11 protein-coding genes are annotated in these 13,484 nt (G+C 64.6%); 5 read left to right on the top strand and 6 right to left on the bottom strand.

Annotated features, from left to right (window positions below; genetic code table 11):
- Positions 1 to 128: 128 nt before the first annotated feature.
- On the top strand, positions 129 to 1,130 hold the full coding sequence (locus tag P7644_RS01245) for a Bug family tripartite tricarboxylate transporter substrate binding protein (protein WP_404301201.1): 1,002 nt from the start codon (positions 129 to 131) through the stop codon (positions 1,128 to 1,130).
- A gap of 105 nt (positions 1,131 to 1,235) precedes the next feature.
- Here the strand turns inward: P7644_RS01245 and P7644_RS01240 are convergent, their stop codons facing one another.
- Genes P7644_RS01240 through P7644_RS01230 form a run of 3 tightly spaced genes read right to left on the bottom strand, consistent with a single transcriptional unit; the run spans position 1,236 to position 4,721 of the window.
- The gene (locus P7644_RS01240) at positions 1,236 to 2,219 is read right to left on the bottom strand and encodes a Bug family tripartite tricarboxylate transporter substrate binding protein (RefSeq protein WP_404301199.1); all 984 of its coding nucleotides are present in this window, start codon (positions 2,217 to 2,219) and stop codon (positions 1,236 to 1,238) included.
- Positions 2,216 to 3,739, bottom strand: a complete 1,524-nt coding sequence (locus tag P7644_RS01235) for a class I adenylate-forming enzyme family protein (protein ID WP_404301198.1) — start codon at positions 3,737 to 3,739, stop codon at positions 2,216 to 2,218. The genes P7644_RS01240 and P7644_RS01235 overlap by 4 nt, the downstream gene beginning before the upstream one ends.
- Before the next feature lies 1 nt (position 3,740).
- Positions 3,741 to 4,721, bottom strand: coding sequence for a Bug family tripartite tricarboxylate transporter substrate binding protein (locus P7644_RS01230; protein ID WP_404301197.1), 981 nt, complete (start codon positions 4,719 to 4,721; stop codon positions 3,741 to 3,743).
- A 346-nt stretch (positions 4,722 to 5,067) separates the two neighbouring features.
- Between P7644_RS01230 and P7644_RS01225 the strand changes: the two genes are divergently transcribed.
- From P7644_RS01225 to P7644_RS01210, 4 genes are all read left to right on the top strand, one after another.
- Positions 5,068 to 6,051 carry a Bug family tripartite tricarboxylate transporter substrate binding protein gene (locus P7644_RS01225; RefSeq protein ID WP_404301196.1) on the top strand — a complete coding sequence of 328 codons (984 nt, stop codon included), beginning with the start codon at positions 5,068 to 5,070 and terminating at the stop codon, positions 6,049 to 6,051.
- A gap of 182 nt (positions 6,052 to 6,233) precedes the next feature.
- Positions 6,234 to 7,217: a Bug family tripartite tricarboxylate transporter substrate binding protein gene (locus tag P7644_RS01220; protein WP_404301195.1), complete on the top strand. Its 984-nt coding sequence runs from the start codon at positions 6,234 to 6,236 to the stop codon at positions 7,215 to 7,217.
- A gap of 181 nt (positions 7,218 to 7,398) precedes the next feature.
- Positions 7,399 to 9,057: an amidohydrolase gene (locus P7644_RS01215; RefSeq protein WP_404301194.1), complete on the top strand. Its 1,659-nt coding sequence runs from the start codon at positions 7,399 to 7,401 to the stop codon at positions 9,055 to 9,057.
- On the top strand, positions 9,051 to 10,025 hold the full coding sequence (locus P7644_RS01210; protein WP_404301193.1) for a CobW family GTP-binding protein: 975 nt from the start codon (positions 9,051 to 9,053) through the stop codon (positions 10,023 to 10,025). Before P7644_RS01215 ends, P7644_RS01210 begins: the two co-directional genes overlap by 7 nt.
- Before the next feature lie 110 nt (positions 10,026 to 10,135).
- Here P7644_RS01210 and P7644_RS01205 read toward each other — a convergent pair whose 3' ends face one another.
- The 3 genes from P7644_RS01205 to P7644_RS01195 are packed head-to-tail and all read right to left on the bottom strand — an operon-like array spanning position 10,136 to position 13,364.
- Entirely contained in the window at positions 10,136 to 11,170 is a 1,035-nt protein-coding gene (locus P7644_RS01205) for a Bug family tripartite tricarboxylate transporter substrate binding protein (RefSeq protein ID WP_404301192.1), read from the bottom strand.
- Positions 11,167 to 12,192 (bottom strand): NADPH:quinone oxidoreductase family protein, encoded by a 1,026-nt coding sequence (locus P7644_RS01200; protein ID WP_404301191.1) that lies wholly within the window; start codon positions 12,190 to 12,192, stop codon positions 11,167 to 11,169. The genes P7644_RS01205 and P7644_RS01200 overlap by 4 nt, the downstream gene beginning before the upstream one ends.
- Positions 12,189 to 13,364 (bottom strand): CaiB/BaiF CoA transferase family protein, encoded by a 1,176-nt coding sequence (locus P7644_RS01195; RefSeq protein WP_404301190.1) that lies wholly within the window; start codon positions 13,362 to 13,364, stop codon positions 12,189 to 12,191. The genes P7644_RS01200 and P7644_RS01195 overlap by 4 nt, the downstream gene beginning before the upstream one ends.
- Positions 13,365 to 13,484: the final 120 nt, after the last annotated feature.

The raw sequence follows: 13,484 nt of genomic DNA, 5'->3' as shown, positions 1-13,484 counted from the left end.
GCCCCCAACTGGGGGCTCACTGGGCGGAAGACGGTGGGCGGGCTGCACCAGTCCACCGACAAGCATCCATCCAGGGGCATCTGGAAAGCGCCCCCGCCCAACTCATTCTTAAATGGAGCAACTTGTCTATGCACGCCCTGAACCGCCGCCATTTCCTGCAATCCACTAGTGCCGCCTGCGCACTCGGCGGCCTGCCCGCCTGGGCGGCCGATGCCTTCCCCACCAAGCCGCTGACCCTGGTCGTACCCTACCCCGCCGGAGGCGCCAGCGACGCATCGGCGCGCATCTTTGCCGAATCCTTCTCGCAAAGCTTCAAGCAGCAGGTGATCGTGGAGAACTACGGCGGCGGCACCGGGCTGATCGGCGCCAACAAGGTGCTGAGCGCACCGGCCGATGGCTATACCTTCCTGCACGGCTCGCCCAACGAGGTGGTCCTGCCGCCCATGCTCAACCCGGCGGCACGCTACAAGCCCTGGGACTTTGTCTTCGCGGCTCCCATTACGGCGGCGTCCATCGTGCTCATGGTGCGCAACGGCATTCCCGCAAGCACCATGGACGAATTCCTTGACTATGCGCGCCAACGCAAGGACAAGCCGCTGACCTATGCATCGGTCGGCATCGATTCGCTCTACAACCTGATGGGCGACGCGCTGGCGGCACGGCTGAACCTACCGTTCCTGCACATACCCTACAAGGGTGCCGCGCCCGCGCTGCAGGATCTGGCCGGTGGGCAGGTGGACTTTGCCATCCTCGCGTACCAGACGAGCTTCGAGGGCATGCAGGAACAGGGCCGCTTGAAGATCGTCTCCAGCTTCTCCAAGGACATGGCCCCTGGCCTGAAACACATTGCGCCCATCACCCGCAGCAAGCAGATACCCGATTTCGTACATGAAATTGGCGGCGGCTACTTCATGCGCAAGGGCACGCCCGCCGACCGCGTGGCCGCCCTGCGCAAGGCCATCGGCGAGGCCGTGCTCAAGCCCGAGATCCGCGGCCGCCTGGAAGCCGAGGGGCGCAAGGTGGCCCAGCCCACGGAGAGCCAGGCGCAGGCGGACGCGGCGTTCAAGGAAATGATCGACAGCGTCGCCTCACTGTTGAAGGCGCTCGGGCGCAAGAACCTGGCGCTCTGACCCTGCCGCCTCATTGCTTCCAAAAAAAGAGCTCCTAACGCATATACAAAAAGCGTTAGCAGCTCTTTTTGCTACAAATTGCCGGTGATAAAACCGGCGAACCCCTCACCCCGTCGTAATCCCCGCCGTCTTGATCACCTTGGCCCATTTGGCCAGCTCGGCGCGCAGGAACTGACGCATTTCCTGCTGTGTGCCCGGTGCTGCCTCGGCGCCGGCGTCCAGCAGGCGCTGGTGCACGGCGGGGTCCTTGAAGGCGGTGTTGAAGTCGGCATTGATCTTGTCGAGCACGGCCTGGGGCGTCTTGGCGGGGGCGAACAGCGCGGCCCAGGAATAGGCCTCGTAGCCGGGAAGGCCCGCCTCGGCCGCCGTGGGCACGTCGGGCAGCATGGCCGAGCGCTTGTTGCTGGCCACGGCCAGCACCTTCACGCGGCCGGCCTTGATCTGCGGCAGCGCCGTGGGCGCGTCGCTGAACATCAGCTGCACCTGGCCACCCAGCAGGTCGTTCATCGCCGGGGCGCTGCCCTTGTAGGGCACATGCTGCAGCTTGGTACCAGCTTCCATATTGAACAGCTCGCCCGCCAAGTGGGTGCCGCCGCCATTGCCCGAGGAGCCATAGCTCAGGTTGCTGCCGGGCTTCTTGGCCAGGGCGATGAGTTCCTTGAGGTTGTTGGCAGGCACCGACGGGTGGGCCACAACGAACACCGGAAACATGGCGGCGAAGCTGATGGGCGCGAAGTCCTTCTCGATGTCGTAAGGCAGCTTGCCCATCAACGAGGGGTTGACCGAATGGTGGATGGCGCCCATGAACAGGGTGTAGCCGTCGGGCGCCTCGCGCGCCGCGGCCTGGGCGCCGACCACGCCGCCGGCGCCGGCGCGGTTGTCGATGACGGTGGGCGTCTTCCAGATTTCGGCCAGTTTCTGGCTCGCCGCGCGCGCCGTGGTATCCACGGGGCCGCCGGGCGGGAAGGGCACGATGAAGCGCACGGGCTTGGTGGGCCAGTCGTCCGCGGCCAGTGCGGCAAAGGGCTGCGTGGCGGCGGCCAGCAGGCTGCCGGCGACCAGGCTGCGGCGCGTCAGGTGAATGGTCATGTGATGTCTCCTTGAAGTTGGGCGGCCTGCTCTTGCAGCTTGCGCTTGAGCACCTTGCCGTTGGTGCTGGTGGGCAGCTCGGCCACGGTGACGATGTGGCTGGGCTGTTTGTAGGGCGCGAGCTGCTCGCGCAGCCGCGCGCGTGCGGCGGCTTCGTCGAAGCTGGCGCCGGGCTCAAGCTCGACGAAGGCGATGACCTCCTCGTTGCCGTCCTTCTCGGGACGGCCGACGACGGCGCTGCGCTGCACACCGGGCAACTGGTTCAGCGCCAGTTCGACCTCGGCCGGATAGACGTTGAAGCCCGAGCGGATGATCATTTCCTTCAGGCGCCCGACGACGAACAGCGCGCCATCGGCATGCAGCTCGCCCAGATCGCCGCTGGCGTACCAGCCTCCCGGGCGCATCACAGCGCTGGTCGCCTGCGGGTCGCGGAAGTAGCCGCGCATCAGGCCGCGCCCGCGCATCCACAGCTCGCCACGCTCGCCCGTGGGCAGGGGCCGACCGCTGGCCGGGTCGGTGACCTGGACCTCGGCGTCCTCGACCACATAGCCCACGCTGGTGTCGGGGCGCTGTTCGCCCAGGCGCGTGAGGTGTATCGAGCCGGCGTATTCCGACAGGCCGTAGCCGTGGTGCAGCACCTGGCCGAAGGCGGCCTCCACGCGTTGTTTCAGCGTCAGATCCAGCGGGCCCGCGCCGGTATAGACATAGCGCAGCAGCGGCGCCTCGAGGTGGGCGATGCTTCTCTCCTGCAGGTGGGCCAGCAGGCGCGAGAACAGCGCCGGCGGCCCCTGCAGCTGCGTCACGCCATGGTGCGCCAGCGCGTCGAGCAGGTCCGCCGGGTCGAACTGCGGGCGCAGCACCAGTTGCGCACCCGCGTGCAGCGAGGTCAGCAGCACCGTGGCCAGGCCGAAGATATGCGTCATGGGCACGAAGGCGTAGCAGCGATCCTGCGGGCCCAGGCTGCGCGATTGCGCGGACACGCGCGCGAAGTGCAGCAGCGCCTCGTGCGTCACCATCACGCCCTTGGGGGCGCCGGTGGTGCCGGAGGTGAAGATCAGCGCCGCCACGTCGCCCTGCAGCGGCGGCGGCTCCACGGTTGCATCCACGCGCACCGCACCATGCTGCATACCGGAGAGGACGCTGTCCACGGCCGCATGGCGTGCGGCATGGGCAGCGGCGGCACGCGAGCTGCTGGCGGTGAAGTACAGCACGCGGGCATCGGCCTTCTCTGCAAAGGCATCGACCTCGCCCGGCGCCATGCGCGCGTTCACGCCGCAGGACCAGGCGCCCACGCGACTGCAGGCCAGGATCAGCGCAGCATGCTCGGGGCAGTTCTCGGCCACGGCCAGCACGCGGTCGCCGGCGCGTACGCCCAGGGCACGCAGCTCGGCCTCGGCCGCATCGGTGAGCGCGCCCAGGTCGGCAAAGCTCAGGCTGCGGCCACCCGGCAGGTGCATGAACGGCTGCCCGGGCGCCTCGGCCAGCCAACGGTCCAGCAGCTGGTGGATGCGATCTTCCATGTCAATCGACGGTGATGCCCTGGGTCACCGTGGCCCACATGGCGCGTTCCTTGGCGCCGCGTTCAGCCAGCTTCTGGGGGCTGCCGGTCCACTCGTCGTAGCCCAGTTCTTTGTAGCGCTTCTTCAGCTCGGGCTGCTGCAGTGCCGCATTCACGGCCTTGTTGAGCTTGGCCACCAGCTCAGGCGCCATGCCCTTGGGGCCATAAACGCCGTACCAGCCGCCCACGTCAAAACCCTTGAGGCCTTCGATGCCCGACTCGGCAAAGGTGGGCACGTCGGGCAGCGAGGCATTGCGCTGCGGCGAGGTGACGGCGATGGCGCGCACCTTGCCACTGTGGATGTAGGTGCTGGCGGTGCTGATGATGTCCAGCATCATGTTGAGCTGGCCGCCGATGACGTCGGTCATCGCCGGCGCGTTGCCCTTGTAGGGAATGTGGTTCATCTCGATGCCGCTGCGCGTGGCAAAAAGCAGCGCGCCCAGATGGTTGGAGCCGCCCACGCCGGCCGAGCCATAGGCCAGCTTGCCGGGGTTGGCCTTGGCGGTCGCCACCAGCTCGCGCACGTTCTTGTAGGGCTCGTTGTTGTTGACCACCAGCACGTTGTAGTAGCTCAGGATGGGCGCCACGGGCGTCAGGTCCTTGGCCGGGTCGAACGGCATCTTGGTCATCACGTTGGGGCTGATGGTGATGGTGGGGCTGGCGGCAAACCACAACGTCAGGCCATCGGGCTTGGCGCGCACCACTTCGTTGCCGGCAATGGTGGCGTTGGCGCCAGTCTTGTTTTCCACCATGACGGGCTGGCCCAACTCCTTGGACAGAACCGGCGCGAACAGGCGCGCACCCTGGTCCACCGGGCCGCCGGCGGCATAGCCGACGATAAGGCGCACCGGCTGGCCGTCTTGCGCGGCGGCGGGGGTGACGGCCAGGGTGAGCGGCGCCAAAGCCAGGGCGGCAATGGCCAGGCGGCGGGAAGTCATGGGCATGGGTATCTCCGGTATGTGTCATGGCGGCTGCTGCATGCAGGCCGTTGACACGATGATGGATGCCCCCTTGCAGCGTGTGAATCTGCTTTTCCCAAAGTACCGGTTTGGGTGTCGTTAAGAACGCGAATCAACGCAACGCCGACAGCCTCCCGCCGCGGCCAGGCATGGCGACAACAGGAGACTCCGCACCTTGCCCATGCCCACACCCCATCACGCATTTCAGGCAATGATAGTTCATATATTTTATATATAACGAAATACTTTTTATATATTAGACATTAAATTGACCCGTTTTTAGACTGCGTCTCCCACCACAAAAACCTCCACACCCAAGGAGTCAGGAGACATGTTGCATTCAGCCATCACCAAATTTGCCGCCGTGGCCTGCGCCGCCACCCTGCTGAGCGGCGCTGCCAGCGCACAAGACCCATCCAGCACCCCCCTCAAAATCATCATCGGCTTTTCTGCGGGCGGTGCAATGGACAACTTGTCGCGGGCCTTGGCCGAAAAGCTGCGCACCGACCTGGGCAAGACGGTCATCGTGGACAACAAGCCCGGGGCCGGCACCCAGATTGCCTTAATGACGGTGAAGCGCTCGCCGGCTGATGGCAACACCATTCTCATCAGCCCCGCCTCACCGTTGGTCTTAGCCCCCCTGACCTACGACAAACTGCAATACGACCCCGACAAGGATCTGATTCCGGTGGCACACCTGGCCGACACGCCCTTGGTAGCCACGACCGCTGTCAACAGCCCCTTTTCCACGATGCGCGAGTATGTGGACTGGGTGAAAAAGAACCCCAATGACACCGCCGTGGGCATGGTGACCTTGGGCGGAGTATTCCATTTCGGTTTGTTGCAGTTGAATCAGCAAATGGGATTGAATTTGACACCCATCGCCTACAAGGGTGCACCAGCCATGCTGACGGATGAAATTGGCGGCGTGCTTCCCATCGGCATGGACGTTGTGGCTTCTGCGAGCGAATTGGTGAAGGGTGGAAAAATCAAATACCTGGGTGTTCCTGGCATGGAACGCTCGAAACTCGTTCCCAATATTCCCACATTCCACGAACAGGGAGTACCTGGATTTGAAAACGCACCCGCCTGGTATGCGGCATTCGCTCCCGCCGGCACACCTCAATCAGTAGTGAGCAAGCTCGAAAAGGCGATGATCAACATCGTCCGGGATCCCGAATTTGCGGCAAAAATGGCCCAGATCGGCATGGTTACCACAGGCAAGCCGGGCGCCGAAGTCAGCAAGATGACCAAGACGCAGCGCGAGGCGCTGCGGCCCATCATTGAAAAATCTGGCTTCCGGGCAACGCAATAATCCTGGCAGCGCCCCACGTCCTGGCATGGCGATATGCGGGGGCGCTGCCATATCCATGCTGCACGTATCTCGCGCAATTAATTCAATAAACAATAAAAATTCCATGCATTAGAAATTAACCATTTTTCCTCCAAATCAAATAACACCATTACAAAACCTCCACACCCAAGGAGTCAGGAGACATGTTGAACTCATCCATTGCCAAAATTGCCGCCATGGCCTGCGCCGCCTCGTTGCTGGGCGGCACTGCCAGCGCACAAGACCAGCCTGGTTCCGCCCTCAAGATCGTCATCGGCTTTCCTGCGGGCGGGGCCTTGGACAACATGTCGCGTGCCATGGCCGAAAAGCTGCGCACCGACCTGGGCAAGACGGTCATCGTGGACAACAAGCCCGGGGCCAGCACCCAGATTGCCTTGATGACGGTGAAACGCTCGCCGGCCGATGGCAACACCATCCTGATCAGCCCGGCCCCAGCATTTGTCTCGCAACCCCTGACATACGACAAGCTGCCATTCGATCCCGACAAGGACCTGATCCCGGTGGCACACCTGGCCGACACGCCCCTGGTGGCGACAACCTCGGCCAACAGCCCCTTTGCCTCGATGCGGGAATATCTGGACTGGGTGAAAAAGAACCCCAAGGACACCGGCGTGGGCATGGTGACCTTGGGCGGGATATTCCACTTCGGCCTGCTGCAGTTGAATCAGCAATTAGGGTTGAACTTGACGCCCATCGCCTACAAGGGCGCGCCGCCCATGCTGACCGATGAAATCGGCGGCGTGCTTCCCGTCGGCATGGATACGGTGGCTTCTGCGGGCGAACTGGTGAAGGCTGGGAAAATCAAGTACCTAGGGGTTCCTGGCCTGGAACGCTCCAAACTCATTCCCCATGTCCCCACCTTTCTCGAGCAGGGGGTTCCAGGGTTTGAAAATGCCGCCAGTTGGTATGCGGCCTTCGTTCCGGCCGGCACACCTCCATCCGTGGTGAGCAAGCTGGAAAAGGCGATGATCAACATCGTCCGCGATCCCGATTTTTCCGCAAAAATGGCCCAGATGGGTATCGTCACCACGGGCAGGCCCGGCGCCGATGTCGCATCGCTGGCCAAGACCCAGCGCGAGGCGATGCGGCCCATTGTTGAAAAATCGGGCTTCCGGGCAACACAATAATCTTTCGTGAATATGGCCAACCCATCTCGGCATTTTTGCCAATGCCAAGATGGGGTTTTGATGATTACCACTCCCGAATTCTTGGAAATTCAACTCCATCTACCCGGAGGTGTTTTTATACCTCCTACCCCCTGGCAATGAATTGCCAGATCCATTCGTAAAAACATCCCCAGACAGCGACATGACACAGGCATCCACCGCGACGACGATTTTCGAGTCTCGAAAAATCATCACCATGAACCCCATGCAGCCCGAAGCCACGCATGTCGCCGTGCGCGCTGGCCGCATCCTGGGCGTGGGCAGCGCCGCGGACCTCCAGGGCTGGGGACCGGCCACCATCGACTACCGGTTTGCCGACAAGGTGCTGATGCCCGGGCTGGTGGAGGGCCATGCGCATTTGCTCGATGGCGGCATGTGGAATTTTGTCTACACCGGCTTTCATGACCGCCGTGGCCCGGATGGCACCCTGTGGCCTGGGGTGCAAAGCTTCGAGGCGCTGATCGCCCGCCTGCGCGAGGCCGAGGCCCAGCTGCCCGACCCGGCGCAGCCACTGCTGGCCTGGGGCTTCGACCCCATCCATTTCGGCACCGCCCGCATGACGGTCCGGGAGCTGGACCAGGTCTCCACCAGCCGCCCGGTGGTGGTGCTGCATGCCAGCGTGCACCTGCTCAACGTCAACAGCGCCATGCTCCGGCTGGCGGGCATCGATGCCGCCACCGAGACCGAGGGCGTGGCCAAGGACGACCGCGGCGAGCCCACCGGCGAGCTGCAGGAAATGGCGGCCATGTTTCCGGTCTTTGCCACCATTGGCAACGTGTATTTCGAAGCCGGCCAGACCGAGGAAGGCATACGCAACTTCGGCCGCCTGGCCCAGTTGGCCGGCGTGACCACGGCGGCCGACCTGTCCAACAGCCTTGCCGACAATACCGTCGCCAACCTGGTGAAGATCACCTCTGAATCGCAGTTTCCGCTGCGCCTGGTCCCGGCCTTCAACCCGATGCGCGGCCCGGCCCAGGGTGGGCCGGAGCATGTGCGCCAGGCGATGCGGCACAACAGCGACAAGCTGCACTTCGGTCTCATCAAGATGGTGGTGGACGGCTCCATCCAGGGCTTTACCGCACGCCTGCGCTGGCCGCACTACTACAACGGCAGCGCCAATGGCATCTGGGTGATCCCGCCGCAGAAAACACTGGAACTGGTCGATGAATACCACCGCGCCGGTTTCACCATCCACATCCACACGAATGGCGACGAGGCCACGGACATGGTGCTGGACGCGGTGGAAACCGTGCTGCGCCAGCACCCGCGCTGGGACCACCGCCATACCTTGCAGCATTGCCAGCTGGCCGATGCCGCGCAATTCAAGCGCATGGCGACGCTGGGCATGTCGGTCAACCTGTTCGCCAACCATCTGTATTACTGGGGCGATGCCCACTACAGCATCACCGTCGGCCCGGACCGCGCCAACCGGATGAATGCGGCCGGCACGGCCCTGCGCCACGGCGTGCCCTTCTCCCTGCATTCCGACGCGCCCATCACCCCCATCTCTCCGCTGTTCACCGCCTGGTGTGCGGTGAACCGGCAGACGGCGAGCGGCCGTGTACTGGGCGCCAACGAACGCATTTCGGTTTATGACGCCCTGCATGCGGTCACCCTGGGCGCCGCACATACCCTGCGCCTGGACCATTGCATCGGCAGCATCGAGGTGGGTAAGTTCGCCGACTTTGCGGTGCTCAAACAAGACCCGCTGGAGGTACCGGCCCAGGCCTTGCGCGACGTGCCGGTGTGGGGCACCGTGCTTGGCGGCCAGGTCTTCCAGGCGCCCGCGCACCCATGCTGAAACCGCAGCATCCCATCGCCCTGACGGTGCTGGGCGGCTTCCTGGGGGCCGGCAAGACCACGCTGCTCAACCACCTGCTGCGCACCCAGCACCGCGAGCGCGTGCTGGTGATGGTGAATGACTTCGGAGCGATCAATATCGACGCGCAGTTGATCGCGCAAAGCACCCCCGACCTGCCCGACGGCATCATCAACCTGGCCAACGGCTGTGCCTGCTGTGCCATCGGTGGCGATCTGATGCAGGCCTTCCTGAAAGTCTTGTCACTGCCCGAACTGCCCGACCGTGTCGTGGTGGAGGCCAGTGGCGTGGGCGACCCCGCGCGCATCGCGGCCATGGGCCGATCGGGGGGGCGGTTTCGCGGCGATGGCGTCATCACCGTCGTCGATGCCCAGGCGGTACGGTCACTGGCCCAGGATCGCTATGTCGGCGAGACCGTGCAGGCGCAGCTGCGCGCCGCCGACCTGCTGCTGGTCAACAAGACCGACCTCGTCACGCCCGAAGACCTCGCCGGGCTGCACGCCTGGCTGGGCGCGCAGGCCCCCGGCGTGCCGGTGCTGGAAAGCCGCCAGGCCGAAGTGGATCCGCGCCTGATCCTGGGCCCGGCCATTGGCGCGGCGCCCGAGGAGGACGGGGACGCGCCAGCACCTGCAGGGCCGGTGATCGACCACGCGGCCCGGTTCGTGAGCCATACCTTTGCCACGCCCTACCCCCTGCAGCGCCAGGCCCTGGAGGGGGCGCTGAACGCCCTGCCCGCGCATGTGCTGCGCGCCAAGGGCATGGTGTTCCTGGAGGGCGAGGACGCTCCGCGCGTGCTACAGCTGTGCGGCCGGCGCTGGAGCATCGGGAACCCCGGCACGCCACAGAACAACCGCCGCTCGCGCATCGTGCTGATTGCGGCACGCCGGCCGGATGTGGCGCCCTTCAACGCATGGAGCCACTTCGGGGAGGCGCTGGCGGCTGCGTCGTGATGCCTGCCCTGCGGGCGACTGCGGCGCACTCACACCCGCTCGAACACCGCCGCAGCGCCTCAGGACCGCAAGCCGCTGCCTTGAGGGCATGCGCGCACACATGCGCACATTCAGTCGGCCTTGGCGCCGGACAGCCGCACGATTTCGGCCCACTTCTTCTCTTCGGATTTCATGTAGGCCTCAAACTCCTGCGGGCTTGAGCCGACAGGCTCTGCGCCCATGCGGTGGTACTGCGCCGCGATCTCGGGCTTCCTGAGGGCCTCTTGCGCGGCTTTTGCCAGGATTCCCACCACGTCTGCGGGCGTATTCTTAGGAGCCCACAGACCGTACCAGGTGCTGGTTTCAAAACCCGTAACCCCGGCCTCCTGCATGGTCGGCGTCTGCGGCAGCGAGCGGGAGCGCTTTCGGGTCGTGACGGCCAGGGCCTTGAGCTTTCCCGATGCGATGAACGGCATGGCCGAGGGCATGGAGTCAAACATCAGCTGCACCTGCCCGCCCATCAGGTCGGTGAGCGCGGGCGAGCTGCCCTTGTAGGGCACGTGCTGCATCGCAATACCCGTCCGTATCTTGAACAGTTCCCCCGAGAGATGTTGCGACGACGCATTGCCCGCCGAGGCGAAGTTCACCGCTGCCTTGCTCTGTTTCAGGTAGGCGATCAGCTCCTGCACGTTGGAGACGGGCAGATCGCTTTTGACGACCAGCACCAGAGGCACATCGACGATCTGGGTGATGGGCGCAAAGTCGTTGAAGGCGTCATACGGCACTTTTTCGTACACCGCGGGATTGATGACGTGCAACGAGGCGTTGCTCAACAGCGTGTACCCGTCCGCCGGCGCCTTGGCCACCATGGCCCCGCCCACCATGCCGCTGGCCCCTGGCTTGTTGTCGACGAAAAAGCTCTGCTTGAGTATGTCGCCCATGGCGACCGCGACCACGCGCCCCACCAGATCCGTGGGGCCTCCCGGGGGATAGGGCACCACCAGTCTGATCGGCCCCTTGGGGTAGTCCGTCGCCGAATGCGCCACCGCGGGCACCAGCGCCGTGGCGCCCATGGCTGCCATGCAGGCCACGGAGGCCAGGGTCCGCAGGGCCGCGCGTCTGCCGCCATGCGGCGCGGTACCGGAGTTGGGAAAGGGCTGCTTCATGGTTTGTCTCCTTTGATTGCGAGTGCGACTTTTCCGACCACGTCACGGCCATGCAGAGCACTCAATGCCTGGCAGAGTTGGTCCATGGGGAAAACCTGGGTGACGGCCGGATGGATGGCTCCACGCCGAGCGAGCGCAAACAGCTCGGCCATCATGGCCTGCATCTGCGGCGCATATTTCACGCGTTCGTTGGCGGGCGTCCAGCCGATGTATTGGCCATAGAAAAAGCCAAACACCGTAAGGTTCTTGACCAGCAGGATGTTCATGGGCACCTGGGGAATCGTTCCACTGGCAAAGCCTATGCTGACGATTTTTCCGTTTTGCGCCGTGCAACGCAGCGCTTGCAATAGCAAATCGCCACCGACGGGATCAAACACCAGATTCGCCCCGCGCCCCCGCGTGAGTTGCTTGACCTGCTCGACCAGGCCTGTCGGCGCGACGGCGTGGTGCGCGCCGCGGTGCAGCGTGGCCTGGCGCTTTTGCTCGCTACTGGCACAGGCGATGACCGTGACACCCGGGACCAGCCGCGCCAGCTCGACCGCCGCGGCGCCGACCCCCGAGCCCGCGCCGAGCACCAGCACGGTGTCGCCCTCCTGCAGCCGTGCCCGCCAGTGCAGCGCGGCGTAGGCCGTTCCGTAGGAGATCGGCACGGCGAGCGCCTGCAGTGCATCCATGCCGTCCGTAATGGGATATATGGTGGCGCCATGCACCGCCAGCTGCTCGCCATAGGCCCCCCAGTCGCAGATGAAGGCCACCGAATCCCCCGGCTTGACGTGGTCGATGTTGCTTCCGCAGGCAAGCACCCGGCCCACGCCTTCTGTGCCAGGCACGAACGGAAGCGGCGGGGTCTTCTGGTAGCGGCCTTCGATCAGCAGCCCGGTGGCGTGGCTCACCGTCGCGTGATGTACCTCGATCAACACTTCATCCATGCCGATTTGCGAGGCCGGCGCGACCTCCTGCAGCGCAAGCACGTCCTGTGGTGGGCCGAATTCCCGGCAGACAAGAGCTTTCATGGTGTTCATCCTTTGGCGTCGGGTCCCATCGCCACGACCTGCTGCGCGACGAGGGCGTTGATGTCCTGTACGTCCAGGCCAAGGCTGTGCAGGAGAGCCTGACTGTGCTCGCCTATGCGGGGCGCCGGCCGCGCAGCGTCCGCATGGCATGCCCATGGCGCCGCTGCCCAGACCAGCGGCCCGAAGTCCGGCTGATCGATGGACTGGAACGTGCGCAGATGCCTGGCCTGGGGATGCTCGACCACGTCCCGGCCCGCGCGAACGCGGGCATGCAGGACCTGGTGGCGCCCCAGCAATGCCTCCAGTTGCTCCAGCGATTGGTGCGCAACCTTCTGGGACAGCTCGGCATGCAGCTGCGCCTTGTGCTTCAGGCGCAGCTCGTTGCTGGCGAAGCGCGGGTCGGTTTCCCAATGCCCAAGCTCGAAGGCCCTGCAGATCCTCAAGAACTGCTCATTGTTCAAAGCCAGTATGGTCAGCTTGCCATCCGCCGCGTCAAAAACCCCGTTGGGTGCGCTGACGGCCTGCCGGGTGGTCTGCATGCCTGTGACCTCCTCGGAAAGGACCGTGGACTGCAAGGCACAGCAGACGTTGAACAGATTGATCTGCACGTGGCGCCCCTCTGCGGTTCGCACTTTATGCAACAGCGCTGCGGTACAGGCCTGTGCCGCGTACACGCCAGCGGCTATGTCCGCCAGCAGCAGCCCGATGCGCTGCGGCGTTCCCTCGGCATCCCGGTTGGTGGACATCAGGCCTGAGTCCGCCTGCATGACGGAATCGGTGGCCGGATAGTCCGCGAAGGGTCCGTCCGGCCCATAGCCGCTGATGGACACGTACACGGGCGCGAGTCCGCGCGCCCGAAGGCTCTCGTAATCCAGCCCCAGACGCTGCACGACCTGTGGGCGGAAGTTCTGGACGACGATGTCGGCCTGCTCCGCCAATTGCAGGATCACTGCCCTGCCTTGCGGGTGCTTGGCATCAATGGCCAAGCTTTGCTTGCCGCCGTTGTAGGTACTGGAGATGGTGCTGTGCCCGTTTCTAGCGACACCGACATGGCGCCCCCAGTCCCCCTGAGGCGGTTCGACCTTGATCACCCTTGCGCCCTGGTCGGCCAGTAGCTGCGCGCAGTAGGGGCCGGCGATACCCTGGCTCAGGTCCAGCACAGTAAATCCCTGCAGCGGCATGGCGCCTTGCAATGGCGTTTCAGTCACCCTTTGTCTCCTTTTGTTGGGAAGACTGCGGCGCCGCGCCGCAACCGCCTTCCACGTCATGTGTGAGGGCATGGTAGGCGGCGGAGTGGGCGC

The sequence above is a fragment of the Alicycliphilus denitrificans genome, from assembly GCF_044792555.1.
Taxonomy (GTDB): Bacteria; Pseudomonadota; Gammaproteobacteria; order Burkholderiales; family Burkholderiaceae_C; genus Alicycliphilus; species Alicycliphilus denitrificans_A.
The sequence above is the reverse complement of the archived record's forward strand: the minus strand, read 5'-3'. Positions and strand labels throughout refer to the sequence as shown.